General features: G+C 64.4%; 27 protein-coding genes and 1 riboswitch. Of the genes, 12 read left to right on the top strand and 15 right to left on the bottom strand.

The features are described from left to right. Window positions 1-11 precede the first annotated feature (11 nt). The 4 genes from B6V73_RS03885 (at window position 12) to B6V73_RS03870 (ending at window position 2481) form a co-directional block, all read left to right on the top strand. Entirely contained in the window at window positions 12-209 is a 198-nt protein-coding gene (locus B6V73_RS03885; RefSeq protein WP_075776384.1) for a hypothetical protein, read from the top strand. 65 nt (window positions 210-274) lie between these two features. Then, window positions 275-544: a hypothetical protein gene (locus B6V73_RS03880; RefSeq protein WP_075776385.1), complete on the top strand. Its 270-nt coding sequence runs from the start codon at window positions 275-277 to the stop codon at window positions 542-544. Then, complete coding sequence (locus B6V73_RS03875; RefSeq protein ID WP_143597864.1) at window positions 541-1935, top strand: cytochrome P450; 1395 nt, start codon at window positions 541-543, stop codon at window positions 1933-1935. Before B6V73_RS03880 ends, B6V73_RS03875 begins: the two co-directional genes overlap by 4 nt. 321 nt (window positions 1936-2256) lie before the next feature. Beyond that, entirely contained in the window at window positions 2257-2481 is a 225-nt protein-coding gene (locus B6V73_RS03870; protein ID WP_346426023.1) for a hypothetical protein, read from the top strand. A 111-nt stretch (window positions 2482-2592) separates the two neighbouring features. Here B6V73_RS03870 and tenA read toward each other — a convergent pair whose 3' ends face one another. From tenA to thiM, 4 genes are read right to left on the bottom strand one after another with little or no spacing between them, the layout of a single operon-like run. Beyond that, on the bottom strand, window positions 2593-3264 hold the full coding sequence (gene tenA / locus B6V73_RS03865; protein WP_088724582.1) for a thiaminase II: 672 nt from the start codon (window positions 3262-3264) through the stop codon (window positions 2593-2595). Beyond that, window positions 3261-4064, bottom strand: a complete 804-nt coding sequence (gene thiD, locus B6V73_RS03860) for a bifunctional hydroxymethylpyrimidine kinase/phosphomethylpyrimidine kinase (protein ID WP_088724581.1) — start codon at window positions 4062-4064, stop codon at window positions 3261-3263. The genes tenA and thiD overlap by 4 nt, the downstream gene beginning before the upstream one ends. After that, complete coding sequence (gene thiE, locus B6V73_RS03855) at window positions 4061-4675, bottom strand: thiamine phosphate synthase (RefSeq protein ID WP_240497824.1); 615 nt, start codon at window positions 4673-4675, stop codon at window positions 4061-4063. The genes thiD and thiE overlap by 4 nt, the downstream gene beginning before the upstream one ends. Further along, window positions 4672-5460, bottom strand: a complete 789-nt coding sequence (gene thiM / locus B6V73_RS03850; protein WP_088724580.1) for a hydroxyethylthiazole kinase — start codon at window positions 5458-5460, stop codon at window positions 4672-4674. Before thiM ends, thiE begins: the two co-directional genes overlap by 4 nt. A 61-nt stretch (window positions 5461-5521) precedes the next feature. Beyond that, a riboswitch (TPP riboswitch) is annotated at window positions 5522-5616 on the bottom strand. Window positions 5617-5926: 310 nt separating this feature from the next. Between thiM and B6V73_RS03845 the strand changes: the two genes are divergently transcribed. Together B6V73_RS03845 and B6V73_RS03840 are read left to right on the top strand one after the other, a co-directional pair. Further along, window positions 5927-6382 (top strand): cytochrome c, encoded by a 456-nt coding sequence (locus B6V73_RS03845; RefSeq protein ID WP_088724579.1) that lies wholly within the window; start codon window positions 5927-5929, stop codon window positions 6380-6382. 43 nt (window positions 6383-6425) lie between these two features. Then, a complete protein-coding gene (locus B6V73_RS03840; protein WP_088724578.1) occupies window positions 6426-8132 on the top strand; it encodes a PQQ-binding-like beta-propeller repeat protein in 1707 nt (568 codons plus the stop codon). A gap of 142 nt (window positions 8133-8274) precedes the next feature. Here the strand turns inward: B6V73_RS03840 and B6V73_RS03835 are convergent, their stop codons facing one another. The 7 genes from B6V73_RS03835 to B6V73_RS03805 all read right to left on the bottom strand — a co-directional run bounded on the left by B6V73_RS03835 (window position 8275) and on the right by B6V73_RS03805 (window position 15776). Beyond that, a complete protein-coding gene (locus tag B6V73_RS03835; RefSeq protein WP_088719212.1) occupies window positions 8275-9129 on the bottom strand; it encodes an SMP-30/gluconolactonase/LRE family protein in 855 nt (284 codons plus the stop codon). Continuing rightward, window positions 9126-9734, bottom strand: coding sequence for a 2-dehydro-3-deoxy-6-phosphogalactonate aldolase (locus B6V73_RS03830; protein ID WP_088724577.1), 609 nt, complete (start codon window positions 9732-9734; stop codon window positions 9126-9128). The genes B6V73_RS03835 and B6V73_RS03830 overlap by 4 nt, the downstream gene beginning before the upstream one ends. Further along, a complete protein-coding gene (locus B6V73_RS03825; RefSeq protein WP_088719214.1) occupies window positions 9731-10621 on the bottom strand; it encodes a 2-dehydro-3-deoxygalactonokinase in 891 nt (296 codons plus the stop codon). Before B6V73_RS03825 ends, B6V73_RS03830 begins: the two co-directional genes overlap by 4 nt. Next, window positions 10618-12690 (bottom strand): alpha-galactosidase, encoded by a 2073-nt coding sequence (locus B6V73_RS03820; RefSeq protein WP_088724576.1) that lies wholly within the window; start codon window positions 12688-12690, stop codon window positions 10618-10620. The genes B6V73_RS03825 and B6V73_RS03820 overlap by 4 nt, the downstream gene beginning before the upstream one ends. Next, on the bottom strand, window positions 12687-13532 hold the full coding sequence (locus tag B6V73_RS03815) for a carbohydrate ABC transporter permease (RefSeq protein ID WP_075776397.1): 846 nt from the start codon (window positions 13530-13532) through the stop codon (window positions 12687-12689). The genes B6V73_RS03820 and B6V73_RS03815 overlap by 4 nt, the downstream gene beginning before the upstream one ends. Window position 13533: 1 nt before the next feature. Beyond that, window positions 13534-14451, bottom strand: a complete 918-nt coding sequence (locus B6V73_RS03810) for a sugar ABC transporter permease (RefSeq protein ID WP_075776448.1) — start codon at window positions 14449-14451, stop codon at window positions 13534-13536. Between the two features lie 89 nt (window positions 14452-14540). Next, window positions 14541-15776: an extracellular solute-binding protein gene (locus tag B6V73_RS03805; protein ID WP_088719216.1), complete on the bottom strand. Its 1236-nt coding sequence runs from the start codon at window positions 15774-15776 to the stop codon at window positions 14541-14543. Between the two features lie 127 nt (window positions 15777-15903). Here B6V73_RS03805 and B6V73_RS03800 point away from each other — a divergent pair, with 127 nt between their 5' ends. The 5 genes from B6V73_RS03800 to B6V73_RS03780 are packed head-to-tail and all read left to right on the top strand — an operon-like array spanning window position 15904 to window position 22095. Next, window positions 15904-16707, top strand: a complete 804-nt coding sequence (locus tag B6V73_RS03800) for an IclR family transcriptional regulator (protein WP_088724575.1) — start codon at window positions 15904-15906, stop codon at window positions 16705-16707. A 32-nt stretch (window positions 16708-16739) separates the two neighbouring features. Then, the gene (ugpC, locus tag B6V73_RS03795) at window positions 16740-17801 is read left to right on the top strand and encodes a sn-glycerol-3-phosphate ABC transporter ATP-binding protein UgpC (RefSeq protein WP_088722044.1); all 1062 of its coding nucleotides are present in this window, start codon (window positions 16740-16742) and stop codon (window positions 17799-17801) included. Next, complete coding sequence (locus B6V73_RS03790; RefSeq protein WP_088719219.1) at window positions 17798-18718, top strand: Gfo/Idh/MocA family oxidoreductase; 921 nt, start codon at window positions 17798-17800, stop codon at window positions 18716-18718. Before ugpC ends, B6V73_RS03790 begins: the two co-directional genes overlap by 4 nt. Before the next feature lie 27 nt (window positions 18719-18745). Continuing rightward, window positions 18746-19894, top strand: a complete 1149-nt coding sequence (dgoD, locus tag B6V73_RS03785; protein ID WP_075776402.1) for a galactonate dehydratase — start codon at window positions 18746-18748, stop codon at window positions 19892-19894. A 2-nt stretch (window positions 19895-19896) separates the two neighbouring features. Further along, window positions 19897-22095, top strand: coding sequence for a glycoside hydrolase family 2 TIM barrel-domain containing protein (locus tag B6V73_RS03780; RefSeq protein WP_088724764.1), 2199 nt, complete (start codon window positions 19897-19899; stop codon window positions 22093-22095). 244 nt (window positions 22096-22339) lie between these two features. Here the strand turns inward: B6V73_RS03780 and B6V73_RS03775 are convergent, their stop codons facing one another. Further along, window positions 22340-22942 (bottom strand): autoinducer binding domain-containing protein, encoded by a 603-nt coding sequence (locus B6V73_RS03775; protein ID WP_168174861.1) that lies wholly within the window; start codon window positions 22940-22942, stop codon window positions 22340-22342. 127 nt (window positions 22943-23069) lie between these two features. Between B6V73_RS03775 and B6V73_RS03770 the strand changes: the two genes are divergently transcribed. Next, window positions 23070-23540: an autoinducer binding domain-containing protein gene (locus B6V73_RS03770; protein ID WP_088724573.1), complete on the top strand. Its 471-nt coding sequence runs from the start codon at window positions 23070-23072 to the stop codon at window positions 23538-23540. A gap of 70 nt (window positions 23541-23610) precedes the next feature. Here the strand turns inward: B6V73_RS03770 and B6V73_RS03765 are convergent, their stop codons facing one another. The 3 genes from B6V73_RS03765 to B6V73_RS03755 are packed head-to-tail and all read right to left on the bottom strand — an operon-like array spanning window position 23611 to window position 26303. Further along, a complete protein-coding gene (locus B6V73_RS03765) occupies window positions 23611-24651 on the bottom strand; it encodes an aldo/keto reductase (RefSeq protein ID WP_088724572.1) in 1041 nt (346 codons plus the stop codon). A gap of 9 nt (window positions 24652-24660) precedes the next feature. After that, window positions 24661-25293, bottom strand: coding sequence for a dihydroxyacetone kinase subunit L (locus B6V73_RS03760; protein ID WP_199224625.1), 633 nt, complete (start codon window positions 25291-25293; stop codon window positions 24661-24663). An 8-nt stretch (window positions 25294-25301) separates the two neighbouring features. Further along, entirely contained in the window at window positions 25302-26303 is a 1002-nt protein-coding gene (locus tag B6V73_RS03755; RefSeq protein WP_088724571.1) for a dihydroxyacetone kinase subunit DhaK, read from the bottom strand. Between the last annotated feature and the right edge of the window lie 3 nt (window positions 26304-26306).

The following is a 26306-nucleotide window of genomic DNA, read 5'->3' as shown; positions in this document are numbered from 1 at the left end:
GGAGGCCTACCATGTTGACCAGACTGCTCTTTGCAGCCTCAGCCCTCGGTGCCTTGGGGTATCTCATCAACCAACGGCGCGGCACCTCGGCACAGGGCGTCCGTCCCGCAGGTCCCTCGCAGATGCGAAACCCACCTCGGAACTGGGACCGGGTCGACGAGGAAATGGATGAAAGTTTCCCGGCAAGCGATCCGCCCGCGAATTATTGACTTCAATCACCCAAAATCGGGGTCCCGGCGCCAACCCGCCGGGACCCCGCGAAGAGAGCGACCAGATGCCAAACACCTATCTCGAAGAAACATTGGTCACGCTGGAGGCTCGTTTGATCGCGCAACGCCGCGTTCTGGCACGGTTGGTGTCGGAACTGCCCGCAGAGTCGCGCGAGACCGTCATGGCGTGGATCGGCGAACGCGAAGTGATGCATGACGGTCAGGAAGATCCCGGCGCGGACCCGGACGCGACCGACGCGCTTCCGCTAAGCATTGCCGAGGAGTTCCAGCAGATCGCGACGCTCGCGCGGCGCCACCGCCGCGGCAATGGGTGATCCGTCCGGCCGAAGCGCAGACGACGACGGCAGACGCCCGTGATGCCACCTGCGGCGGGCTTGGCGCAGCCCGCATCGGCGTCGTGCCCCTAGCACCAGCAACCAATCAGGCCCATAGCGAGGCAAGGCAAATGCAGAATTCCCAATCCATTCCCCATCTCTCGGGGATCGACAGCACCCGGGCCTTCCTCAGCGAGGGCTATTCGTTCATTTCCCGCCGTTGCGATCAGCTTGGGAGCGATGCGTTCCGAACCCGGCTGATGCTGCGCCCCGTGACCTTCCTGCGCGGACGCGACGCGGTACGCAGTTTCTATGAGCCGGGACGGATGACGCGTCGCGGTGCGATGCCGCCCACCGTGGCGCCGCTTCTTCAAGGCAAGGGCAGCGTGCAAAGCCTCGACGACGAAGCGCATCACATCCGCAAGCAGATGTTTCTGGACCTCATGGACCGCGACCGACTGCGCGCGGCCCGCCGGATTTTCGCAGAGGAATGGCAGGCTGCGGCCCGCAGTTGGCAAGGCTGCGAGATCGACTTCTCTGATGCCGTCGACGGCATCATGACGCGAACGGCGCTGCGCTGGTGCGGCATCGACCCGGCACAACACGACGTTGCCAGGCGCGCGCGTGAACTCAGCACGATGTTCGCCGCGGCCGGCACGCTCGGGCCTGCCTATCTACAGGCACGCTGGCTCCGGGCGCGGTGCGAGCGTTGGGCGCGCAGCCTGATTTCGCAGACGCGCGAAGCGGACGGACCTGCCGGAAGCACCTTGGCCAAGCTCGCCTTCCACACCGATCTGGACGGCAGCCGGATGAGCGAAGACGTGGCCGTGAAGGAACTCCTTAACATACTGCGTCCGATCGTGGCGGTCGGGCGCTATGTCGTGTTCGCCGCCCACGCTCTGCACTCCCACCGCGCAGCCATCCCGGCCGTTGCGGAAGACGACGAGCCGACCTGCCGCGCGATCGCCGAGGAGGTGCGCAGGCTCTACCCGTTCTTCCCGGCGATCGGCGGGCGCGTGCGCGAGGCGTTCGACTGGCACGGCGCCCGGTTCGAACCCGGCGATTGGCTGGTCCTCGATCTCTACGGCACCAACCACGACCCTGACATTTGGGAGGACGCGGAACGCTTCCGCGCCGAACGCCATCTGGGCCGTGACATCCAACCCGAGGGGCTCGTGCCGCAGGGCGGCGGCGACTATCTGCAAAATCATCGCTGCCCGGGCGAATGGCTCACGATGGAGCTGCTGACCGAAGCCGTCATGCAGCTGCGCAAGCTCGATTGGACGGTCCCCGAGCAGGATCTGACACTTTCCGACAACCAGTTCCCCCCGCTGCCGGGAGGCGGCCTGCGCATTGCAGTCCAGCCGGAACATCCGGGCGCGCGCTGCTGAAAACTCCGGGGCGACAGGCCGAACGCATGCCAGATACCATGTCGAGCATGGGCAGGTCGCAGCCGGTCGAACGCCCCGGGTAAGAGACTTCGTGCCGGCGCCCAACCCGCGCCAACTCTTGACGTCGTCCCGCGATAGACCAGATTATTTTCGAAATGACGTTCGCATCGAGTGGCCAAATTGTCGGATCCACATCCGGATTAGGCCAACATGCTGCTAGATTGACCCAAGGCGCCGCAGACAATCCGCCTTTGCCAAACAGCCTGAACGAGGTCCGCTATCAACGCCCAGTTACTTGCTGCCCTGATCCTTCTGCCGTTCGTGTTCATCGCCATTTACGCAGGCGTGCACGAGTTCCTGCGTTACAAATCGAAGGGACGTGCGAATTACGGCCTGATCTTCGATGAGGAGACCGGAACCTCCTACGTGACCGGCATCTCCGAGGAGGAGGAGGCCTTCGACCCCGAAGATTTCGATCCCAATGACTACAACGAGACCGCGGCCGTCGAGGAAACCAGCGAGGAAAACGACGAGCACAAATCCTAAGCCTCGGAAATCCGGCCCCGCCATCGACGCCCGACAGGTGATCGAGGCGCGCGAAACCGGCAAGCGGCAAGGTCCGGAAGCCGACAAAGGCGCCCCCTTTCGGTTCGCGCCTCAAGCGGCAGGCTGCTGCCAGCTTTCGCCGCGATAGGCGCTGTCCCAGAACCGCCATTCATGCCAGCAACTCCGCGCGAAGGCGCGGTGCATCAGGGCTCGCACGGGCGCGTCTGCAATCGCGCCCAGCCTGTCCGTCAACTCGAGCATCCGCGTCACGCTCTGATCGAACGCCTCTCCGGAATAGGTCGCGATCCAGGCCGCATAGGGATTTTCAGCGCCGCTGACCTGCGCGATCTCCAGACCGATATCGCGATAGATCCAGAAACATGGCAGCAAGGCCGCCACCGCTTCGGGAAGATCGCCGATCGCAGCGCTGCGCAGCAGAAAAGAGACATAATGATCGCAGGCCGCCGAAGGCTCGATCCGCGCGAAATCTTCCGCCGAGACGCCGAACAGCCCCATGTAATGCGCGTGCAATTCGCGCTCGACGGCGATCGCTCCAGCCGCCGATCCCGCAAGCTGGGCCACGGTCGGCGCATCCGGGGCTTTGGCGGCGGCCAGCGCGAGCGCGCGGGCGAAGCCTTCGAGGTAATGTGCGTCCTGAATGATGTAGCCTTGGAAGGTTTCCCGATCGAGGCTTCCCTCTGCCAGTTCGCGATTGAAAGGCATGTCATGGATCTGGCGGCGCAGCGGCGCGGTCGCCTGCGCGAGGTCTTGGGCGAAGCTCATTTCTTCTTCTCCTGAAATCCGTGGAAATGGTTCACCGGCCCGTGCCCCGACCCGACAGTCAGCCGATCAGCTGCCGCAATCGCCGCGCTCAGATACGCCTTCGCCCGCTGGGTGGCCTCCGCGAGCGGCACCCCTGCCCCGAGCCATGTCGCCAGCGCCGAGGACAGGGTACAGCCCGTCCCGTGCGTGTTGCGCGTCGCGATGCGCGGTGCGTCAAGCCGGAGCTCTTCCTGCGCCGTGACCAGCAGATCCGGGCTTTGGTCGCCTTGCAGATGACCGCCCTTCAGCAGCACCGCACGCGGCCCGATCTCGCGCAGCGCATGGGCCTGATCGCGCATCTCGTCGAAGCGCGTCGCCTCGGCGCAGCCCAGCAGATCGGCGGCCTCGGGCAGGTTCGGCGTGACCAGATCGGCCCGGGGCAGCAGGCTGTGCAGCGCGGTCACCGCCGCCTCTGCCAGCAGCCGATCGCCGCCTTTCGCGACCATCACCGGATCGAGCACTACCGGACAGTCGAGCCCGGGCAGCCTCTCGGCCACAGTCTCGATGATCGCGGCATCGCCCAGCATTCCGATCTTAATCGCGTCGATACGAACGTCTTCGCGCAGCGATGCCAACTGAGTTGCGATCAGCGCCGTGTCGCACAGGCTCACCGCCTGCACGCCGCGCGTGTTCTGGGCGGTCAGCGCGGTAATCACGCTCATCGCGTAGCCACCATTGGCGGAGATGGCCTTGATATCGGCCTGAATGCCCGCCCCGCCCGATGGGTCGGAACCCGCGATGGTGAGAATATTGGGGATCATGTGTCGCTCCATGCGTTGCGCAGGGTTCGGGTGGCGCGCGCCATGTCAGGGGCACGCGAGATGGCGGAAATCACCGCGAGACCGGCACCGCCCGCCGCGCGGATTGCGGGCGCGTCAGTGGCAGTGATCCCGCCGATCGCGAGGCAGGGAAGATCGGTGCGCGAAACGATCCGGGCAAAGCCTGAATGGCCGATCGGGGCGGCATGGTCGGGCTTCGAGCCGGTCGCATGGATCGGACCGACGCCGAGATAATCGATGCCGGGAGGAACGGCGGCGATCTGCGCCTCGGTCTCGATCGAGAGGCCTAGGAGCATGTCGGGCCCGATCCGGCGGCGGATCGCGGCGGGGTCGCCATCGCTCTGGCCGATATGCAGCCCGGCGGCCCCAATCTCGATGGCCACCGCGACCCTATCGTTCACGATCAGCGGCACGTCATAGGGGGCAAGCGCTTCGACCAGCGTCCGGGCCAGCGCGGCGAATTCCGCATCGGGGAGCACCTTGTCGCGCAGCTGCACCCAGCCTGCACCGCCCCGTGCCGCGGCCACGGCTTGCGCGAGCACCGGCTGCGGGGCGGCCGGGTCGGTGACGAAACAGATGGACGGGATCATCATGCGGATTCGATCCGAGCTCCGGCGCTCAGCGCCTCGGCGTCGATCGCATAGAGCGCATCGAGGAACGCGACCTGAAAACTTCCCGGGCCTGAGGCACTCGCCCCGGCGCTCTCCCCGGCGAGCCCGAAATAAGCCAGCGCCGCGACGACCGCCTCGAAGCGAGGCTGTCCCGCGAGAAACGCAGCCACCAGACCGGTCAGCGAACAGCCCAAAGCGGTCACGCGCGGCATCATCGCATGGCCATTGGCGACCCGCGCAGCGCGCTCCCCATCCGTCACAAAATCGACCGCGCCAGTCACCGCAACCACGGCCCCGCTCATCCGGGCCAAGGCCCGTGCGGCGCCTTCCGCGGTCTCGACACTCTCAGTGGAATCCGCCCCTTTCCCCGCGCCAGCCTCGCCCGCAAGCGCAAGGATCTCCGACGCGTTGCCGCGGATTGCCTTCGGGCGCAGTTCCACGAGCCGCGCACCGAGCGCTCGCCGATAATCCGTCGCGCCGACCGCGACAGGGTCTAGCACCCACGGGGTTCCCTGCGCGCTCGCGACCTTGGCCGCCGCCGCCATCGCCTCCGCCCAGGGCGGCGACACCGTGCCGATATTGATGCTGAGCGCCTGCGCGAGTCCGGCGAACTCGGCCGCCTCCTCGCGCGCATGCACCATCGCGGGCGAGGCGCCGGAGGCGAGCAGAACATTCGCCATCACGTTCATCGCGACGTAATTGGTGATGTTGTGAACGAGCGGCGCGGTCTGCCGCATCGCCGCGAGATATTGTCCGGGATCTTCCATCGCTCTCTCCTTGGCTGCGGGCATCAGGAGAAGTGCGAGGGGGCAAAGGCGGGAACGCGCCTGACCGTCTCACGCGCCTCCCTCCGCCGGCATTATCCGGTTCAGGTTCTAAGGGTTCGTCTCAGCCCGGTTGCCCGAGCGCCCCTGTCGCTTCGCTCCGAGAGGTGACAGCCTTCGCGCCGCCTGTCAAGCCGGGTCAGACGAGGCGCCCACAGCTTCGCCGCGATCAGCATCCAGCGCATATCCTTGAACGGCGGAACCATTCTGGTCGCGGTCATATGGCAGGCCGGAAAGAGCGAAGATACCGGCGTCGTTTTCGGATCCGCTTTCCCATCCGAAACATGCTCGGTGCAGACCCGTCTGCCTGATGCCCGCAAAGCAGAATGGAACAAATGCCCCTTGCATCCGTTGGGGAACCATATCCCCCACCGCTCCGTCCCAGCATTATTGAGCGAGGTTTTTTAGCATGAGACGTCTAGACACGCATTCCGGAACGGCCCTGACCGGCCTCGTTACCGCCCTTGTCCTCTGCGCGAGCGCAGCCTACCCGGGCTCTTCGGACCAGCAGGCCCTTTTCACATCCAAGCAGGCATCGTCAGGCCACGACGTGTACAAGAAGCACTGCGCCGATTGTCATGGCAGCGATCTGATGGGGGATGCAGGCCCGGCACTGGCGGGCAAGAAATTCGCCGACAGCCTCGATTACAGCGGCATGACCGGCAAGCAACTATACGACTTCATCGCGAAGCACATGCCCAAGGATGACCCGGGCGAGCTGACCGACAAGCAGTATCTCCAGACATTCGCCTATCTGCTTTGCAAGAACGGTTTCAAACCCGGGGACAGCGCGATCGACCAGAAAGCGATCGATGCGATGGACCTGCAGCCGTTGCCGGACTCGTCGCAGCCATCCTGCGACTGACCCGACCGCCGCGGCTGATCATTTCAAGAGAGGAGGACCGAACATGGCACATTTGCCACCATTCACCGCGACCTCGCGAGGCGCCGTCCGACCTCTGATCCTGTCCGTATGCGTGGCGGCCCTGCCGGCACTTGCGCACGCGAAGCAGAGTGACGAGATCCAGGGCACGAGCGACACGAACCGCGCACAGATGAAGGAGCTTCCCGCTTCGGCGAAGGTCGCTGTCGACGACAACGCGATGCGATCCGCCAAGGACAACAAGTCCGATTGGTTGCTGCATGGCCGGAGCTACAGCAATCAGCGCTATTCGCCACTCGACCAGATCACGACGGACAATATCGACAAGCTGCACCCGGTTGCCTTGGTGCAGACCGGAAAGGTCGCCAGCTTCGAGACCACGCCGATCGTCGTCGATGGCGTGATGTATATCTCGACACCGATGGTCGATAACGAGATGACGGTCATGGCCGTCGATGCCGCAACCGGCGAGACGTATTGGAGCACGACCTATGACATCTCGCAGGTCAAGACCTGCTGCGGCCCGGTAAACCGGGGCGTGGCCGTGGGTTACGGGAAGGTCTACATTGCGACGCTCGACGCCAATCTTCTCGCGCTCGACGCCAAGACAGGCGAAAAGGTGTGGAAGACCAATCTCGCAGACCCGCAAGCGGGATTCTCGGAAACGATGGCGCCGCAAATCTATGACGGCAAGGTGATCGTCGGCAGTTCCGGCGGCGAATGGCCGATCCGCGGCTTCGTCGCCGCGATCGATGCGAAGTCGGGCGAGGAAGTGTGGCGCTGGCACGCGACGGATCCCGACACGTTCGAGGGCGACTCGTGGAAGTCCGGTGGCGGCATGGTCTGGACGACCCCCGCAATCGATCCGGAGCGAAACATGGTGATCTTCAGCACCGGCAATCCGAACCCCGACCTCGACGGCTCTAGCCGCAAAGGCGACAACCTCTATACCGACTCGATCGTCGCGCTCGATGCCGATACCGGCAAGCGCAAATGGCACTATCAGGAGGTCAAGCACGACGTCTGGGATTATGACGCCGTCAGCAATGTCGTGCTCTTCGACGCCAAGGACTCCAACGGCAAGGTCGTTCCCGCTGCGGGCGAGGCCGGCAAGGTCGGCTGGCTCTATGTGGTGAACCGCGAAACCGGCGATCTGATCCGCAAGTCGGACCCGCTCGTGAAGATGTCGGACAACATGTTCACGCCGCCGACCAAGGACGGGGTTAAGATTCTGCCGGGCGCCAATGGCGGCGCGGAATGGTCGCCGCCGGCCTACTCGCCGGAGACCAACCTGTTCTACGTCATGGAAATGAACCAGTTGATGAACTTCACGACCGATGGCGAAACGACGACGCTGCCGGGTACGCTTCGGCTGGGCAGTACGTTCAAGAACGTCAAGGGCGACGAGGCGATGCAGACCGGCGTGCTCGACGCGGTGAACGTCAACACCGGCAAGGTCGAGTGGAGCTACGACGCGCCGCAGCCGATGATCGGCGGCGTGCTAGCGACGGCCGGGAACTTGGTCTTCACCGGCGAGGGCAACGGCATGTTCGACGCCTTCAATGCGAAATCGGGTGAGAAGCTCTGGAGCTTCAATCTTGGTGCCGGCGTCAACGCACCGCCGATCACCTATCAAGTCGACGGCGAGCAATATGTCGCGGTCGCAGCCGGCGGCAACTTCCAGCTCGGCTTCCCGCGCGGCGATGTCGTGGCGATCTTCAAGCTCGACTGATCCGCCACGAAAACACGTTCAACCTCAAATTCAGGGCCGCGACGCATCCGTCGCGGCCCTTTATGCAGAGAAAGTTTCCGGCGCCTGAACGGCTATCTCGTCTCCCGCGGCCGACGAGAGTCGCGCGGCAGGAGCGTCGCGATCACCCGGGCAGGCGCACCGCGGGCTCGGGCCGCCCAGCGACTCCGGCGGGGGCGCAATAGACCCGGCCCTGCGCGGCATCGGGTTCCTCGATCCCTTCCTTCGCCGTGGTGACAAAAAGCGTCTTGAACTCCGGCCCGCCGAAAGCCGGACAGGAACTGTGCCGCCCGCCGACTTCGATCTTCCGGTCGAACCGCCCGTCGGGCAGGTAGCGCGCGACCCGCCCCGAACCCCATTGCGCACTCCAGAGCGCGCCCTCGGCATCCGTCAGCCCGCCGTCGGGGTTCAGCCCATCCGCGCTCAGATCGACGAAAATCTCCGGCGCGCCCTCTGGCCAGCCTTGCGCATCCAGCGCGACCGTCATGATTTTGCCTTTCGGCGTGTCGGAGAAATAGGCGCGCCTTCCATCGGGGGCGAAACAGATCGAATTGGGGATCGAGATTTCGGGGAAAAGCCGCTCCACCGTGCCCTCGAAATAGCGATAGATCGCACCTGCGCCGGTCTCCGCGTTTCTGCCCATGGTGGAGGCCCAGAACCCCCCCATCGGATCCGCGCGGCCATCGTTGCAGCGGGTGTCGTCGCGGTCGGCCTCGATCGCGACGAGCGGCTCATGCGCACCCGAGGCAATGTCGAAACGGCGCAGGCCGGTTTCGGTGGAGATCACCAGCGTGTCGGCATCGACCCAACCCGCTGCAGAGGCCATCTGCCCAATGTTCCATTCGCGGGCCCCGCTCGCGTCGCGGCTGAGCAGCCGCCCTGCGAGGATGTCGAACCAGAACAGCTGGCCGCGTTCGGGATGCCAGAGCGCGCCCTCGCCGAGAAAGCAGTTGCGGTCGTCGTAAATCTCGTAGCTCATGCCGTGCAGACCTCGTCATAGCGGGCGACCAGCGCGCGGGCCTTTCCGGCTACGGTATCCACGCTGTCGCCGGGTTTGTAGAGCGACGAGCCGATGCCGTAGCCCGCAGCGCCGGCCTTATGCCACTCGCCCATGTTCTCGGCGGAGACGCCGCCCACCGCGAAGAGCGGCACTTCGGGCGGCAGCACCGCGCGCATTGCGCGCAAGCCCACGGGGCCGATCAGCTCGCCCGGGAACAGCTTGAGCCCGTCCGCTCCTGCGGCGAGCGCCGCGAAGGCCTCGGTCGGGGTCATCACGCCGGGAAAGCTCTGCAGACCGGCGGCTTTGGAAGCGGCAATCACGTCGGTGTTGCAATTGGGCGAGACGATCAGCTTCGCGCCGGTCGCGGCGACAGCTCCGACCTGATCCGTGGTCAGCACCGTCCCCGCCCCGATCAGCGCGTCCGAGCCGAAGCGCTCCACCATCGCGGCGATGCTGTCGAGCGGGTCGGGGGAGTTCAACGGCACCTCGATCCGGGTGACGCCCTCGGCGATCAACGCCTCGCAGACGGGGATGGCTTCGGCGGGAGTGATCCCGCGCAGGATGGCGATGATGGGTCGGCTCATGTTTCGGCTCCGATGGTCTGGTGCGCGGCATAGAGCCCCGCGAGGGTCACGTCTTCGGCGTCTTGGCTGGTCGCATCAATGCCGCGACCTGCCAGCGCCCGGGTATAGAGCGGGCTTAGAACGGGGCTTCCGATCAATGCGACGGGCTGACCCTGCCAGAGATCGCGCGCGGCGGCCAGTTCCCAGCCGATCAACAGCCCCGAGAGGCGGCAGGCGGCGGTTTCGGGCGATTGCGCGCCCAGAAGCGCCCCGGCCCGCAGCGCGAACAGCGCCCCGTAGGCGCCCGCAGGATCGGCCTGCGCCTCGGCCACCGCCGCGTCGAACGCTGCCATGTCCTGACACCCCTTACCGATCGTGTGGCGCAGCACTGAGCGATGGGCGAGCAGGTCGTAGATCTCGCCGGTCATACAGCTGCGGAACCGCTCGATCCGACCCGCGCGCAGGGCCACCCATTTCGTATGGGTGCCCGGCAGGCAGATAGTGCCCTCGAAGCCGGGATTGCGCAGCAGGAAGCCAGCGATCTGGGTCTCCTCGCCGCGCATCACGTCGGGCGGGCTGTCCTGACGCAGGCCGCAGGCGATATAGACCGGGCGCGCGGCGTGATCGGGCACCCGCACGAGACGCGGCTGGGCGGCGCAGGGCACCGGCGCATAGGGCGCCTCGGCCCAGCCCTGACGCGAGCCGACCATGCCACAGGTCACGACCGGGGCCGCGCCCCAGCCTGCAACGGCCTCTTCCAGCACCGGTCCGAACTCGGCGGGGGCGAGCTTGCCCATCCCCTGCTCTGAGCTCCGTCGGTCGAGCACTTCGCGCCCGCGCATCGCCCAGACACGCAGGTGCGTCGTGCCCCAATCGGCGGCGATCCAGTCGGGAGCCGCGTCACTCATAGTCTTTCTCCTTCAATCACATGGATGCGCTCGGGGAAGGTCCAGGGCAGTGTGAGCCCCTGCCCCATCAGCGCTTGCCCACTGAGCGTAACCGGTCCGGTCTTAAGCGCGGGGATCCCACGCGACAACCGGGGCAGGTCTTCTGCCGTAATCAGCCGCAACCGATAGCGCGCTGCGGGGTCCAGCCCCGTCAGTCGCAAGGGGCGCGGCAGGATCTGCGAGGAGGTCGCCGCCTGACCTGCGAAGGCCACGAAACGGCTACCATCCTCGGCCAGCTGCAACTCGGCGATCACGGCCTGGTCGGCGCTGTCGAGCCGCAGGATATCCGCCCGCATCCGCCAGTCGCGGTTGTCCTTCCACCAGCGCGTGACGGAGGTCAGCACCTCGGCCTCCTCCGCGGTCAACTCGCGCGGGTCCATCTCGAAGCCCATATGACGTTGCGCCGCGACCCAGGCGCGGGTGCGAATATCGATCACCCGGCCCGAGGTGTGGCAATGGCGCGGGCCGACGTGAGAGCCGGTGACGCAAGCAGGCAGGAACAGCGCGGCATCATGCTGGATCCGCAGCCGCTCCAGCGCATCGTTGCTGTCCGAGAGCCACACGCGGCCAGTGCGTTCGAGAATGCCGAAATCGATCCGCCCGCCGCCCGAGGCGCAGCTTTCGAACTCCACATCTGGATGGGCCGCGCGCAGCCGGTCGAGCAGATTGTAGAGGCCCCGCGCCTGCGCTGCGTCGGGATACGGCAGCACGCGGTTATGGTCCCATTTGACGTAAGCGATTTCATAGGCCGAGAGCACCGCGTCGATCGCGGCAAAGAGGTGGTCGCGCACCGCCGGGTTCGCCATGTCGAGTACGCGCTGCTGACGACCCTCGATCTGATCGTCCGGGCCCAGCAGCCAGTCGGGATGGGCCCGCGCCAGATCGCTGTCGCGATTGACCATCTCGGGCTCGAACCAGAGGCCGAATTCCATCCCGAGGCTTTGGACATGATCGACCAGCGGCGTCAGCCCGTCGGGATATTTGCGCGGATCGACCGCCCAGTCGCCCAGTGAACTGGTGTCGTCGTCGCGCTTGCCGAACCAGCCGTCATCCAGCACGAAGCGTTCCGCACCAAGTGCGGCGGCGCGCGCTGCGATAGATTTCAGCTCGGCCAGATCGTGCTTGAAATAGACCGCTTCCCAGCAGTTGTAATGCACCGGGCGCGCCTTGGCCCAAGGGGCGTGTTTGCGCAGATGGCGCTGGAAGGCCACCGCGCAGCCATTCGAGCCCGCCTCCGAGAAAGCGGCATAAAGCGTCGCGGTCTCGAACCGCGTCGCCGGTTCCGGCTCGGAGCCGCTCGCATGACCGAACTGGATTTGCCTGCGTCCGTCAGGAAGCTCTTCGGCCACCATCCGATGCCCGCCCGACCAGCCGTAATGGAAGCCGCGGGTTTCGCCTTGCGTCTTGGTGGCGCCGCGCGCAGGCAGGATCAACCCGGGGAAATGCTCGTGCCCGGTACGGCCCGTATGGTTGTCGCGCACGCGCTGGCCGGGGCGCCACGGGGTCGGCTCGATCTGGAATTCACCGATCCAGCGCCCCGAGACTTCAAGCATCTCGTCGGCCAGCTGCGGGCCGGGAAACACCGGGGCGGCGAGCCAATGAAGCGTAATCGGCTCATCGCTCTCCAGCTCTGCGCGCGCCGCGATCAGACCGGTGTCGGGGTCGAGCGTGAATTGCGCGCTATAGCGCAGCCCAAGCGCCGCATCGCGATAGGTAAGCCTCAGTTCGCGGCCAGTCTGTGTCTCGCTCTCGAACCGGAAGGCGGGGCGCAACGGCTGCCCCGCCCCGTCGCGCGCGATCAGGCCGGGCTCTCCGGGGAAGCTCTCGCTGGCCTCGGGGCAGATCGAGACCTCTGGTGCGCGATCGAGCATCCCGCCGGTGACATCCGGCACGCTCGCGACGGCCAAGCCCGCGAGGTCTTCCCCCTCGGGCAGCACCGCGCCCCAATAGACGATCTCGGGAAGCCTCTCGTTGTGACCCGCCAGAACGAGGCTTTGGCGGGTGTCCTGCAAATGCCATGTGCGGATCATTTCACCGCCCCGAGCGTCAGCCCTGCGATGAAGTGTTTCTGCATCAGGAAGAACATCGCCACGGGGGGCAGAGCGGCGAGGATCGAGCCTGCCGACACCAGTTGCCACGCCGCGACCCATTGGCCGTTGAGCGATTGCAGCCCCGCGGTGATCGGCTGGGTATCCGCCCCCGTGGTAAGCACCGTCGCCCAGAAATAGTCGTTCCAGATGAAGGTGAAGATCAGCACCGACAGCGCCGCGATCGCGGGTCGCACCAGTGGCAGCACGATATGCCAGAAGATCTGCCATTCGCCCACGCCCTCTACCCGGGCGGCTTCGATCAGCTCTTTCGGGAGCGCCTTGATGAAGTTGCGCATGAAGAGCGTGCAGAACCCGGTCTGGAAGGCGACATGGAACAGTGCGAGCCCGGTGATCGTGTCATAGAGCCCCATCTTCACCGTCAGGTCGCGCACCGGCACCATCAGGATCTGAAAGGGCACGAAGTTCCCTGCCACGAAGATGAAGAAGATCAGCAGGTTGCCCTTGAACTTGTAGACGGCGAGCGCAAAGCCCGTCAGGCAGGACAGCGCCACCGCCCCGATCACCGTCGGGATCGTCACCTTGAAAGAGTTCAGCATGTAGCTGGCGAAGGGCGAATTCTTGAACACGTCGAGATAGTTCGAGAAGGCCAGATAGGACGGCACCCCGAAGTAGTTGCCCTGTGCGAGATCGCTCGACGGACGGATCGAGGTGACGGCGACGCCCAGAAGCGGCAGCAGCCAGAGCACCAGCATCACCGGCAGCAAGACCTGATAGGTCAGTCGGGCGGCGGGGCTCATGGATTGAATGGGTTTGGGAAACATCTCACAGCCCCCTTTCGTCGCGCCACATCTTCCAGATGAAGCCCGAAATGAAGATCATCATGATCGCGAACAGCACCACCGCGATCGCCGCGCCATAGCCCATGCGATAGCCGTATTCCGACAGCGCCTGCTCGTACATGTAGTAAGACAGCACCCGCGAGGATCCGAAGGGCCCGCCATCGGTCATGATCGACACGAGATCGAAGCTGCGCAGCGCACCGATCACAGTGACGACGACCGCGATGAAGGTAGCCGGGCGCAGTTGCGGCAGCACGACATACCAGAGCATCTTGATGCCCTTAGCCCCGTCGAGACGCGCCGCTTCGATCTGGTCGGGCGCGACCGCGTTCAAACCGGTCAAGTAGAGGATCATGCAGTAGGCGATCTGTGGCCACAGACCGGCGGCGATGATCCCGTAGGTCACCGTGTTGGGATTGGCGAGGATCGCGATCCCGGTCCCGTCGAGCCATTTCGTCAGTTCGAAGAACAGTCCGAAGCCCGGTGCGTAGAACCACGAGAAGATCAGGCCGACCACAACCTGAGAGATCACGAAGGGAAAGAAGAACAGCGATTTGTAGATCCGGATACCGCGCACGGTCTGGTTCAGGAAAAGCGCGATGAACAGCCCGAACGGGATCGCCAGCATATAGAGCACCAGCCAGATCACGTTGTTCTTGAGGCTGGTATAGAACGCGTCGTCATCGAGCAGTTCGAGATAGTTCGACAGACCGACCCACGTCTTCGCGCTCAGCCCGTCCCATTGAAAGAAAGAAATCCACATCGATTCCACGATCGGGATCAACACGTAGATCAGGAACATCAGCGCGCCGGGGGCGAGAAACAGCCAGGGCGCGAGCTTGCGGTTCAACCGGCGGCGGCGCGGTGCGGGCGTACCCGTCTCCGCGTGCGGCTCGGACATTGCGGGTGAGACGGTCATCGTCGCACTCCTCGGATCTGGAAAAACAGGAAGGGGCGGCGCCCTGTTACAGACGCCGCCCTCGGGGAGGATCAGTTCTTGTAGACGCGCTGACGCACCTTCTCGAGCCGGTCGAGGATCGCGTCGAGATGATCGGGATAGGCCATGAATTCCTGGAAGCCTTCCATGCCCGCCTTCGCCATCTGCGCCGGTGCGTCACGATCGAAGAATTGCGCGATACCGCCGTCGGCCGTGGACAGGATCTTGAAGCCCGCTTGCAGGAAGGGATCGTCGCCAACCGAGGAGTTCTTGTTGATCGGCAACTGACCGAGGGTCTCGTTCATCTTGGTCTGCACGTCGGCCTTCGCGACATAGGCGAGGAACTTCTTGGCGTCTTCCTTGTTCTTCGCGCCTGCCGGGATATGGATCGTATCGGTCGGCGCTTCTTCGGCACGCGGAATATCCGGGTTGATCGTCGGGAAGTCCATGAAGCCAAGCGTGTCATTGGTCATCCCGCCATCCTTGAAGGTGGCGACGGCGAAGTTGCCCATGACGTAATTCGCAGCCTTGCCCTGAACGATGTTCGACACAGCATCCTGCCAATCGATCGCGGCGACGTTCTTGGTGGTGTAGGGCAGAACCTTCTTCCACTCTGCGAAGACAGCTCTCACGCGGTCGTCGGTCCACGGGATTTCGCCGCTGGTGAGCTTCATGTGGAAGTCGTAGCCATTGGTGCGCAGGTCGAGATAGTCGAAGATCCCTGCCGCTGGCCACAGTGCCTTGGTGCCCGTGGTCAGGCAGTCGACGCCCATCTCCTTGAACTTCTTGCAGTTCGAGATGAACTCGTCCCAGGTCTTGGGCACGTCCACCCCGGCCTTCTTGTACAGGTCTTTGTTATAGTAGATGCCCCACTGGTAGTAGGTGTAGGGCACGCCCCATTGCTTGCCGTCAATGGTCATCGACTTGAGCGCCGAGCCGAGGCTGTCCTTGAGCCCGTTCTCCTCCCAGACATCGGACACATCGGTGAATTGGCCGGCATTGACAAAGGGCGCCATGCGATTGCCCGCATACCAGTTCGCCAGATCGGGACTGTCGGCGGTCAGGAAGTTGCGGATCGCGGTCTTGTAGCCTTCGTGATCGAAGGTGTTCACCTCGACCTTCACATCAGGGTTTTCGGCCTCGAAGCCTTTCACGAGCTGCTCGAAGGCGGCCTTCGGCGCCGGATCGGACGCATCGGTGAAAAGCTTGAGCACGCGCTGTTCGGCCATTGCCGGAATGGCGATCGACCCCATCAGCGCCACGAGCGCAGTGGTTTTCAGGATATTCATTCGGTTCTCCTCCCGTTTCAGTAGCCCACGGCCCAACGATTTTAGTTTCAAATAATGGAACCGTGTTTTACATATTGAAATGCTGCCGCGAATCTCTCATCCTGTCAACAGTCCTGAGGAGGAGCCCATGAACGACGCCACGCCAAAGCCGGAGAAATCGGACGGCACGGTCGGACGCACGTTGGCCGTGCTCGACCGCGTCGCGGAATTCGGCCGACCCGTGCGCTTCGCCGAGCTGCTACCGGTCTGCGATCTGCCCAAGGCGACGCTGTATCGCTTCCTGCAAACGCTCACGAACCAGGGGATGCTGTCGCTCGACGAGGACCGTCAGACCTATACGCCGGGCTTGCGTCTCGTGCGCCTCGCCCATGCCGCCTGGGCGCAAAGCTCGCTCGCGCCGATCGCGGCACCCTATCTCGACCAACTGTCGAAGGAGACCGGCCAGACGCTGCACCTCGCTCAGCTCGATCAGGGCATGGTACTCTATGTCGACAAGCGAAACGCCTCGCGCCCGGTCGAGATGTTCTCGCAATCGGGCAAGGTCGGCCCCGCCTATTGCACCGGAGTGGGCAAGGCGATGCTCGCCTATCTCCCCGAGGACGCGCTGCAGAATGCGCTGACGCGGCAGAGCTTCCATCGCTTCACGGAACATACCCTGACCGACGTGACCAGCCTGCGCGCGGAACTGGAGAACATCCGCAAACGCGGTTTTGCCTGGGATGACGAGGAGCATGAACCCGGCATCCGCTGCATCGCCGCCCCGATCCTGTCGCCTCAGGGCCGCGTCCTGGGCGCGCTCTCGATCACCTCGGCCCAGCCTGACGGTCAAAGACAACTCGAAACCTACGCCCCGCTGATCCTCGAGACGGCGGAGAAGATCGCGAAAGCGGCCAGCCACTGGCGCTTTCCGGAACAGAAACGCGCCGACTGAACCCCGGTGCGCAAAAACAGGGAGGAGACCCCGTGAGCGGAGTCGCATTGGAGAAGATCGTCAAACGGTTTGGCGATGCGGAAGTGATCCACGGCGTCGACCTGACGGTCGAACCGGGGGAATTCTGTGTCTTCGTCGGGCCGTCCGGTTGTGGTAAGTCAACGCTTTTGCGGATGATCGCGGGGTTGGAGGAGACCTCGGACGGTGCGATCCGCATTGGCGGCCGCGAAGTCACGAAAGCCGAACCCGCCGAACGCGGCATCGCTATGGTGTTTCAGACCTACGCGCTCTACCCGCATATGACGGTGGGCGAGAACATGGGCTTCGGGCTGAAGATGAACGGCCATCCCAAGTCTGAAATTTCCGAGAAAGTGCAGGAAGCCGCGCGTATCCTGAAACTGGAGCCGCTTCTGGACCGCAAGCCCGCTGCGCTTTCTGGCGGTCAGCGCCAGCGCGTGGCCATCGGCCGCGCGATCACCCGCGGCCCGGACGTTTTCCTCTTCGACGAGCCGCTGTCGAACCTCGACGCCGAGTTGCGCGTCGAGATGCGCGCTGAGATCGCGCGTCTGCACCGCGAGATCGGGGCGACGATGATCTACGTCACCCACGATCAGGTCGAGGCGATGACGATGGCCGACAAGATCGTCGTGCTGCGGGCCGGCAATATCGAACAGGTCGGAAGCCCGATGGAGCTTTACGACGACCCCGACAATCGCTTCGTCGCGGGCTTCATGGGTTCGCCTTCGATGAACTTCCTCGCCGCGACCGTGGTAGACGGTCAGCTCGACGTGCCCGCTCTGGGGCAGCGCATCGACAGTCCCGTCGCCTTGCCCGCAGATGGCACGAAGCTGGAGATCGGCATCCGCCCCAACGCGCTCCGCCTGAGCGGCACGGATGGCAATTTCACCATCGAGATGGCCGAGAACCTTGGCGGCGTGAGCTACGCGCACTTGGACGGCGTGACAGGCGAACGCGTCGTGGTCGAGACCGATCAGCGTCTCCACGGCGCGGTCGGTGGCAAGACCGGGATCAGCTTCGATCCGGCCTCGGTCTATGTGTTCGACACCAGCACGGGCGCACGGGTGCGCGGATGAGCCTTGCCGTCGGCCTCGTGGGGCTGGGAGCGATCGCCCGCGCCCAGCACCTTCCCGCGATTGCGGAGACGGACGGCGTGCATCTCGCCGCCATCGCGAGCCGCAATGCCACCCTGCCCGACCTGCCGAGCTATCCCGACCTGCGCGCGATGCTCGACGCCGAGCCCGAGATCGGCGCCGTCTCGCTCTGCACCCCGCCGCAGGGGCGGTTCGATCAGGCGATGGCGGTGCTGCGCGCGGGCCGTCACCTGATGCTCGAAAAGCCGCCCGGCATGACGCTGAGCGAAGTCGAGGCGCTGCGCGAGACCGCCGCCAAGGCGGGGCTGACGATCTTCGCCACATGGCATTCGCGCGAGGCGGCAGCAGTGGAGGCGGCACGCCAATGGCTCGCGGGGCGGGAGATTTCCGCAATCCATATCGACTGGCGCGAAGACGTGCGCAAATGGCATCCCGGGCAGGAGTGGATCTGGCAACCCGGCGGGCTCGGCGTCTTCGATCCCGGCATCAACGCACTCTCGATCCTGACCCGCATTCTGCCCCGCCCCGTGCGGCTGACAACAGCCTCGCTGAGCATCCCGCAAGGCCGCCAGACCCCGATCGCCGCCGATCTGGAAATGTGCGCGGGAGAGACCCCGATCAGCGCCGCGTTCGACTGGCGGGAAACGGGTGACGAGCTGTGGCGCATCACCCTTCAGACCGACCGAGGCGCAGCAACGCTCGACAAGGGCGGCGCGGAGTTCAGCACCGATGGCGAGGTAATCGCCACGGGCGAGAACCGCGAATACGCCAACCTATACGCCCGGATGCGCGATCTGGTGCGCGCCGGGCAGAGCGACCTCGACCTCGCGCCGATGCGCCTTGTCGCGGACGCCTTCATCAACGCACGTTTCGCGATCACCGAACCTTTCGACGCCTGATCGCGCCGACCAACCCCGAGGACCGATATGAAAATTACCGCCATCGAAACCTTCATCGTTCCGCCGCGCTGGTGTTTCGTGAAAATTTCCACCGACGAGGGCATCTCCGGCTGGGGCGAGCCGGTGCTGGAGGGCCGCGCGGCCTCTGTCGCTGCCTGCGTCGAGGAACTCTCGGACTACCTGATCGGGAAAGACCCCGGCCATATTCAGGACCACTGGACCGTCATGTATCGCGGCGGCTTCTATCGCGGCGGCGGCATCCACATGTCGGCCATCGCCGGGCTCGATCAGGCGCTGTGGGACATCAAGGGCAAGGCGCTAGGCGTGCCCGTCCATTCGCTTCTGGGCGGCCAGCAGCGCGACCGCATCCGGGTCTATAGCTGGATCGGCGGCGACCGTCCGGGCGACACGGCGCGGATGGCGCGCGAATGCGGCGACCGGGGCTTCACTGCGGTGAAGATGAACGGCACCGAGGAACTGCAATTCATCGACTCCCACGACAAGATCGACGCCGTGCTGGAACGCGTGCAGGCGATCCGCGAGGAAATGGGCCCCGATTTCGGCATCGGCGTCGACTTCCACGGTCGCGTCCATCGCCCGATGGCCAAGCAGCTCGCGAAAGAACTCGAGCCCTTCAACCTGATGTTCATCGAGGAACCGGTGCTGAGCGAAAACGCCGAGGCGCTGCGCGAGATCGCGAACCATTGCTCGACCCCGATCGCACTGGGTGAGCGGCTCTATACCCGCTGGGATTTCAAATCGATCCTGCAGGGCGGTTACGTCGATATCGTCCAGCCGGATCCCAGTCATTCCGGCGGCATCACCGAGACTTACCGCATCGCGGCGATGGCCGAGGCCCATGACGTGGCCTTGGCGCTGCACTGCCCGCTGGGACCGATCGCACTGGCGGCGAACCTGCAGCTCGATGCGGTCTGCTACAACGCCTTCATTCAGGAGCAGTCGCTGGGCATCCATTACAACAAGGGTTCCGACCTGCTCGACTACCTGAGCAACCCGTCGGTCTTCGAATATGACGACGGCTTCGTCGCGATCCCGCAGGGGCCCGGCCTAGGCGTCGAGGTCAACGAGGAGAAAGTCCGTCAGGCGGCTGCGGAAGGTCACCGCTGGCGCAACCCGATCTGGCGCCATGCCGATGGCAGCTTCGCGGAGTGGTAATGATGAGAGAGATCAGCAAACTGAACGGAGGCTGGACCTTCGCGGAAGGCTTCGACACGGCCAAGGTCGCAGAGCCCCTACAGGGCGAGACGGTCACCCTGCCCCATAACGCCACCGACCTGCCGATGAGCTATTTCGACGAGCGCGGCTTCCAGCGCCCCTTCACTTATCAGCGTGAGATCGCATGGAACGATGCCTGGGCGGGAAAGCTGGTGCGGCTGCGGTTCGATGCGGCGATGGCCGATGCGGTGGTCTATGTGAACGGCGCCGAAGTGCTGCGTCACCGCGACGGCTATACGCCCTTCACCGTAGATCTGACGGACCGCTTTGTAGACGGCAAGGCGTTGGTGACGGTGCATATCGACGGTTCGGAAAACCCCGAGATTCCGCCCTTCGGTGGCCGCATCGACTACCTCACCTATGCCGGGATCTATCGCGACGCATGGCTCGAGGTGCTGCCCGAGGCCCATATCGCAAGCGTGAAGATCGAGACGCCCGACGTGCTGGCCGAGACCAAGCGCGTTCTGATCAAGCTCGACGCGCCGGGCCCGGTGGAGGCGGTTCTGTCGGACGCCGAGGGCCACGAGATCGCGCGCGGCCAAGGCACGGGCGAGATCACCTTGGAGGGTCTCAGCGGCATCACGCTCTGGTCGGTCGAGACGCCCGCGCTCTACACGCTGACGCTGACCTTGATCGAGAGCGGCGACCGCCTCACCCAGCGCTTCGGCTTCCGTCACGCGGAATTCACGCCCGAGGGCTTTTTCCTCAACGGGGAGCGCGTGGTTCTGCGCGGCCTCAACCGGCATCAGAGCTTCCCCTATTCGGGCTATGCCCAAGGCAAACGCAGTCAGGAGCGCGACGCGGAAATCCTGCGCTACGATCTGGGCTGCAACGTCGCGCGCACCTCGCATTACCCGCAAAGCCCCTATTTCCTCGACCGCTGCGACGAAATCGGCCTCATGGTCTTCGAGGAAATCCCCGGCTGGCAGCATATCGGCGGCGACATCTGGCAAGATGAATCGGTGCGCAATGTCGAGCGGATGATCCGGCGCGACTGGAACCACCCCTCGATCATCATCTGGGGCGTTCGGATCAACGAGAGCCCCGATGCGGAGGCGTTCTACAAACGCACCAATGCCTTGGCGCATGAGCTGGATGCGACGCGCCCCACCGGCGGCGTGCGCTGCATCACCGACAGCCAACTGCTCGAAGACGTCTACACGATGAACGATTTCATCTTGGGCGATTTCGAACTGCCCTTCTCGAACCGCCTGCGTACGAGCTTGCGCGACCAGCAGGAGGTGACTGGGCTTCCCACGCGCGTGCCCTATCTGGTGACCGAGTATAACGGGCACATGTATCCCACCAAGGCGGGCGACCCCGAGCATCGCCAGCACGAGCATGTGCTGCGCCATCTCGACGTGCTCAACGCCGCCCACGACCCCGATGCCGGGCTTGCGGGCTGCATCGGCTGGTGCATGTTCGACTACAACACCCACAAGGATTTCGGCGCGGGGGACCGGATCTGCCATCACGGTGTGATGTCGATCTTCCGCGAGCCGAAATTCGCAGCCTACGCCTATGCCAGCCAGCGCGATCCCGACGAGGCGATCGTGATGGAGCCGGTCACCGTCTGGTCGCGCGGCGAGCGAAATATCGGCGGGGTGATCCCGCTGATCGTGCTGACCAATTGCGACGAGGTGGAGTTGTCCTACGCCGACGTGGTCAAGCGCGTTGGGCCCGACCGCAGCCGCTTCCCGCATCTGCCCCATGCGCCAGTCGTCATCGATTACGACCATTTCACCCCCGACGAGGTGACCGCCTGGGGGGAGAGCTGGCATGCGGGCCGCCTGCGCGGCTACCTGAACGGGGAGTTGGTGATCGAGCGCGACTTCCCCGCCGACGCGATGTTCGGCCGGCTGGAAGTTGCGCCCGATGTCACCGAGGCCAAGGCCGATCCGAGCGACGAGATCCGGGTGATGATCCGCGCTCGCGATCAGGCAGGCAACAAGCTGCATTTCCTAAACGAGCCGGTGTTCCTAGACGTCGAAGGTCCGGCGAAGCTGATCGGCCCCGATTGCGTGGCGCTCGCGGATGGCGCGACCGGCTGCTGGCTCCGCCTGACGGGTGAGCGCGGCAAGATCAGGGTGACCGCGCGGCTTCGTGACAAAATCGAGTCGGTGGAAATTGCGGCGCTGTGATTGGCAAGGGCGCAGGAGCGTATCGCTCGCGCCCTCTCCATCGCAGACTATCGATGAAGATTGACCGCGCGACGCAGGCGATGCGCGATCACCTGTCGCGGATTCTCGATCAGATCGACCGCATCCAGGACGATCACACCGAGCTTTTCGAGGTCGCACCACAGAGCTGAGTTCGGGACGGGGTGAATTATTTCCGAGGCCCTGCCCGCCGAGTCCGTTTGCATCAACGAGGCGGTCGGGACGCTTACAGGAGGCCTCGGCTCGCGGCGATGCTCGCAGCCTCTCGCAAGGTCTTCGCCCCGAGCCGGTCCGCAGCGCCCCTGAGTCGCGCCTTGACGCCCCCGACGGAGAGCTGCAATTCGTGGGCGACCTGCTTGTGGAGATAGCCCTTGGAATAGAGTTGGAGCGCTTCCATTTGCGCCTCGGTCGGCATCTCGGGCTCGTCCGCATGGATGCGCGAGAGAACCCTCTCGATCTCTTTCATTTCGGAAACCCGAAGCTCCCGGTCTGAGCGCGCAAAGATGCCAAGGCTCCGCTTCGGCATCTCCTGCGTCCCGTGGATCGACACGACACCTCCGAATTCGAATCCGAAAGACCGATAGTCGCGCATGAAGCTCGTGCCGACGAAGCTGTCTATTTCACCCCACCGCGCATAGCCCGAATTTTCCTGGCACCAGCGCAGCAGCGGGTCGGCCAGCGCCAACCCGGAAAACGTGTAATGATTGATCCATTCAGGTGGAAACAGGTTCAACTCGGCTTCAGGCGCGAAAAAGCCAGCCCGCAAGGCGACGTAGCAGCCTGCCGGAGCGAGATCGGCGAAAAGGCTGTGGTGATCACGAAGAATCATGCCGTTTCGAACTTCCATTCTGTCCGAGTGCTCAATAGTCACTACGGAAGTGCGGCTCGGTTGGACCAAGATAGTTCCGCAATGCGTTGGTCGAGGGATTCACTGAACATAATACAAGGGTAGCTGCATGATCGATGTGCGTACATTGCGCCGGAAATTGCAACTTATGAGTGCAATATCAGACTGGAAATTCGCCTTAGGGCTGCATGTGCGCTTTGCAAACCCTACACTCCTATACCAGACATATCCACAGGAATGGATCGATTTCTATACTGCGAACGGTCTCGTGTTCCGGGATCCGACGGTCAGATGGGCCATGACGCATACAGGCATTTGCGATTGGTCCGAACTCGCGGAGCAGGACGAGAGCAACGTGTTCGGTCAGGCGACCGAGTTCGGACTGCGCTATGGGAAGGCCGTCGCTGTCGGCGACGAGACCCGGTCCGCCGGTTTCTTCGCCCATCCTTCGCGAAGGATCGAACAGGCCGAAGTCGAGGAAGCGCACGCACTCCTCAAGGAATTGCACGACATGACGAAGGGCGTTGAACTTATGCCTGCGGAAGAGTTGAAGCGCCTCCGGGCCGAACTGCACCCCTGAGGTCTTCGCGCGGCACGAAACGAGTTCGCCCGTGCCGCGCGATAGCTTAAGTTGATCCCGCCGGGCTCGATTAGCCCGTCACGATCCCGTCCGCCGGGCCGAAGCGCGGCTTGGCGAATTGTTCCTGATGCCACAGCGGGTAGATCAGGGGCGGGCGGCTGACCTCGTCGAGGCGGGCGAGATCTTCGGTGGAGAGCTTGACGTCGAGCGCGCGGAAGTTGCGCTCGAACTGCGCCACCGTGCTACCGCCGACCACCAGCGAGGCAACGCCGGGACGGGTGAGCAGCCATGCCAGCGCGATCTGCGCCGCTTCGACGCCATGCGCCTCGCCGAGCGCGTTCAGCACATCGACGATCTTCCACAGCCGTTCCTGATCCCGGATCGGCGGCTCGGTCCAGCCCTTGGCCTGACGGCTCCCCTCCGCCACCGGATTGTCGCGGGTGTGTTTGCCCGACAGCAGCCCTGCGGCAAGCGGGCTCCAGACGGTCGCGCCGACGCCCTGATCGACCGCGATCGGCAGCAGCTCGTATTCCGCCTCGCGCGCCTCGAGCGTGTAGTGGATCTGTTGCGTAACGAACCGCGCCCGACCCGGCTTCTCCGAGGCCATCAGCGATTTCATGACCTGCCAGCCGGTATAGTTCGAGCAGCCCGCATAGCGGATCTTACCCTGGTCGATCAGCGTTTGCAGGGCTTCGAGCGTTTCCTCGACGGGGGTTTGGCCGTCCCATTCGTGGATATGATAGATGTCGATGTGATCGGTGCGCAGACGTTTCAGGCTACGCTCGCATTCGCGGATCAGGTGCCAGCGGCTCGCGCCCTCGCCATTGGGGCCGTCATCGATCGGCATCCGAGCTTTCGACGAGATCAGCACCTTGTCACGGCGGCCTTCCAGCGCCTCGCCCACGATCTCTTCGGCGGCGCCGGTGGAATACATGTTCGCCGTGTCGATCAGGTTCACACCGTGGTCGATCACGCAATCGAACAGGTCGCGGGCCTCGGCCACGCCCTGACTGCCGACCATCGCGAAGGGACCTTCGCCGCCGAAGGTGAAAGTGCCCATCGCGAGGGCCGAAACCTTCAGCCCGCTCCGTCCCAGCGTATTATAGTGCATGTCCCTCTCCTACGCGCCCAAGGCAGCGCTTGTCTCTTCGATGAGGATGCACGCGACGGTGCCGCCCGCGTCCTGAATTCCCTTGGATTTCTCGCCGAACGCGGCAGCCTTGCCGTGCTGGGCTTCCATCTCCTTGGTCGCCTCCAGCGCCTCTTTCGCAGCTTGGGCTGCTGCGTGTGATGCCTCGGCGGGAGATGCGCCCGCCTGCGCCTGCGCGGCGATGGTCTCGGCGACCGGGTGCAGCACGTCGAGTACGGTCTTGTCACCCAGCTGCGCCTTGCCGCGCTGCGCGATCCCGTCGCGGAAGGCAGCCCAGAAATCGGCCAGCGCGGCGGTGTCCATCACTTCCGCACCGTCGAGTGCCTTCGCTCCGCGCAGGAAACCCGTTGCCATCAGCGTGCCCATGGTCGAGGGCGCGGCTTTCGCGATCGCGGCGCCCGCGGTCTTCATCCCGTCTGCCAGCGTCTCGGGCGCCTTTTCCTCAAGGGCGGCCGCTGCGGCGGCGAAACCCTTCGCCATGGTCAGACCCAGATCGCTGTCGCCGACCTTGCCGTCGAGCTCGATCAGGGCCTGTTTCTCGGCGGCGAACCGATCCCGATAGCGGTTGAACAGACCGGGCAGCGCACTTGCATTCATCGTCATGGCAGCCCTCACTTCGCGATATGTTTGAAGAACGGCGTCGTCGCGCTGCGTTCGATGAGCGGCTTCAGCTCGTCATCGAGATGCAGGACCGAGATCGAGGCGCCCGCCATCTCCATCGAGGTCGCGAATTCACCGATCCAGACCTGCGAGATGGTCACGTTGCGCTGTGCGAACAGCTGCGAGATGCGGCGGTAGAAGATGTAGAGCTCTTCCATCGGCGTCGCGCCCAGCCCGTTGACGATGATCGCAACCTCATCGCCTGCCGCGTAGTCCTGCTCGGCGAAGATGCGCTCCATCATTTCGTCCACGACGGCATCTGCGGGCTCGAGCGTCTTGCGGGTGATCCCCGGCTCGCCATGGATGCCCATGCCGATTTCCATCTCGTCTTCGCCGAGCGTGAAGCTGGGCTTGCCGACTTCAGGCACGATACAGGGCGTCAGCGCCACGCCCATTGTGCGGGTGCGCGCCTTCGCCTTCTCGGTCAGACGGACGACCTCGGAGAGCGGCTTCATCTCGGCGGCGGCGGCTCCCGCGACCTTGTAGAGGAAGACGATCCCGGCGACGCCGCGGCGCTTGTGTTCCTCGCCCGGCTTGGAGGAGGCCACATCGTCATTGCCGACCACGGTGGCGGTTTCGATATCATCGACCTCGGCCAGTTCCCCGGCGAGGTCGAAGTTCATGATGTCGCCGCTGTAATTGCCGTAGAGATAGAGAACCCCTGCCCCCTGATCGACATGCTTTGTCACTTCGAGGATCTGGTCCGAGCTGGGCGACTGGAACACGCCGCCGACACCCGCACCGTCGAGCATCCCGTCGCCGACATAGCCGAGGAACAGCGGCAGGTGGCCGGAGCCGCCCCCCGTCACGATCCCAACCTTGCCGGGGACCGGGTTCGCCGTCACGAAGCAATGCAGATCGTCCGCGACATGGGTCACTTCCGGATGGGCGGCGTAAATCCCCTCCAGCATCTCTTCGACGAAATCTTCGGGTTTGTTGAGAAACTTCTTCATCGG

Source organism: Thioclava sp. JM3 (assembly GCF_002213185.1).
GTDB classification, from domain to species: Bacteria; Pseudomonadota; Alphaproteobacteria; order Rhodobacterales; family Rhodobacteraceae; genus Thioclava; species Thioclava nitratireducens.
The sequence above is the reverse complement of the archived record's forward strand: the minus strand, read 5'-3'. Positions and strand labels throughout refer to the sequence as shown.

Excerpts from the sequence above, each read along its gene's own strand:
- B6V73_RS03780 (WP_088724764.1), top strand. The coding sequence starts at position 19,897 with ATGAGAGAGATCAGCAAACTGAACGGAGGCTGGACCTTCGCGGAAGGC.
- B6V73_RS03775 (WP_168174861.1), bottom strand. The coding sequence starts at position 22,942 with ATGATTCTTCGTGATCACCACAGCCTTTTCGCCGATCTCGCTCCGGCA.
- B6V73_RS03815 (WP_075776397.1), bottom strand. The coding sequence starts at position 13,532 with ATGTTTCCCAAACCCATTCAATCCATGAGCCCCGCCGCCCGACTGACC.
- B6V73_RS03830 (WP_088724577.1), bottom strand. The coding sequence starts at position 9,734 with ATGAGCCGACCCATCATCGCCATCCTGCGCGGGATCACTCCCGCCGAA.
- B6V73_RS03820 (WP_088724576.1), bottom strand. The coding sequence starts at position 12,690 with ATGATCCGCACATGGCATTTGCAGGACACCCGCCAAAGCCTCGTTCTG.
- dgoD (WP_075776402.1), top strand. The coding sequence starts at position 18,746 with ATGAAAATTACCGCCATCGAAACCTTCATCGTTCCGCCGCGCTGGTGT.
- B6V73_RS03755 (WP_088724571.1), bottom strand. The coding sequence starts at position 26,303 with ATGAAGAAGTTTCTCAACAAACCCGAAGATTTCGTCGAAGAGATGCTG.
- tenA (WP_088724582.1), bottom strand. The coding sequence starts at position 3,264 with ATGAGCTTCGCCCAAGACCTCGCGCAGGCGACCGCGCCGCTGCGCCGC.
- B6V73_RS03825 (WP_088719214.1), bottom strand. The coding sequence starts at position 10,621 with ATGAGTGACGCGGCTCCCGACTGGATCGCCGCCGATTGGGGCACGACG.
- B6V73_RS03840 (WP_088724578.1), top strand. The coding sequence starts at position 6,426 with ATGGCACATTTGCCACCATTCACCGCGACCTCGCGAGGCGCCGTCCGA.
- B6V73_RS03800 (WP_088724575.1), top strand. The coding sequence starts at position 15,904 with ATGAACGACGCCACGCCAAAGCCGGAGAAATCGGACGGCACGGTCGGA.
- thiD (WP_088724581.1), bottom strand. The coding sequence starts at position 4,064 with ATGATCCCCAATATTCTCACCATCGCGGGTTCCGACCCATCGGGCGGG.
- B6V73_RS03885 (WP_075776384.1), top strand. The coding sequence starts at position 12 with ATGTTGACCAGACTGCTCTTTGCAGCCTCAGCCCTCGGTGCCTTGGGG.
- thiE (WP_240497824.1), bottom strand. The coding sequence starts at position 4,675 with ATGATGATCCCGTCCATCTGTTTCGTCACCGACCCGGCCGCCCCGCAG.
- B6V73_RS03765 (WP_088724572.1), bottom strand. The coding sequence starts at position 24,651 with ATGCACTATAATACGCTGGGACGGAGCGGGCTGAAGGTTTCGGCCCTC.
- B6V73_RS03845 (WP_088724579.1), top strand. The coding sequence starts at position 5,927 with ATGAGACGTCTAGACACGCATTCCGGAACGGCCCTGACCGGCCTCGTT.
- B6V73_RS03835 (WP_088719212.1), bottom strand. The coding sequence starts at position 9,129 with ATGAGCTACGAGATTTACGACGACCGCAACTGCTTTCTCGGCGAGGGC.
- B6V73_RS03760 (WP_199224625.1), bottom strand. The coding sequence starts at position 25,293 with ATGACGATGAATGCAAGTGCGCTGCCCGGTCTGTTCAACCGCTATCGG.
- thiM (WP_088724580.1), bottom strand. The coding sequence starts at position 5,460 with ATGGAAGATCCCGGACAATATCTCGCGGCGATGCGGCAGACCGCGCCG.
- B6V73_RS03770 (WP_088724573.1), top strand. The coding sequence starts at position 23,070 with ATGATCGATGTGCGTACATTGCGCCGGAAATTGCAACTTATGAGTGCA.
- B6V73_RS03805 (WP_088719216.1), bottom strand. The coding sequence starts at position 15,776 with ATGAATATCCTGAAAACCACTGCGCTCGTGGCGCTGATGGGGTCGATC.
- B6V73_RS03880 (WP_075776385.1), top strand. The coding sequence starts at position 275 with ATGCCAAACACCTATCTCGAAGAAACATTGGTCACGCTGGAGGCTCGT.
- B6V73_RS03810 (WP_075776448.1), bottom strand. The coding sequence starts at position 14,451 with ATGTCCGAGCCGCACGCGGAGACGGGTACGCCCGCACCGCGCCGCCGC.
- B6V73_RS03790 (WP_088719219.1), top strand. The coding sequence starts at position 17,798 with ATGAGCCTTGCCGTCGGCCTCGTGGGGCTGGGAGCGATCGCCCGCGCC.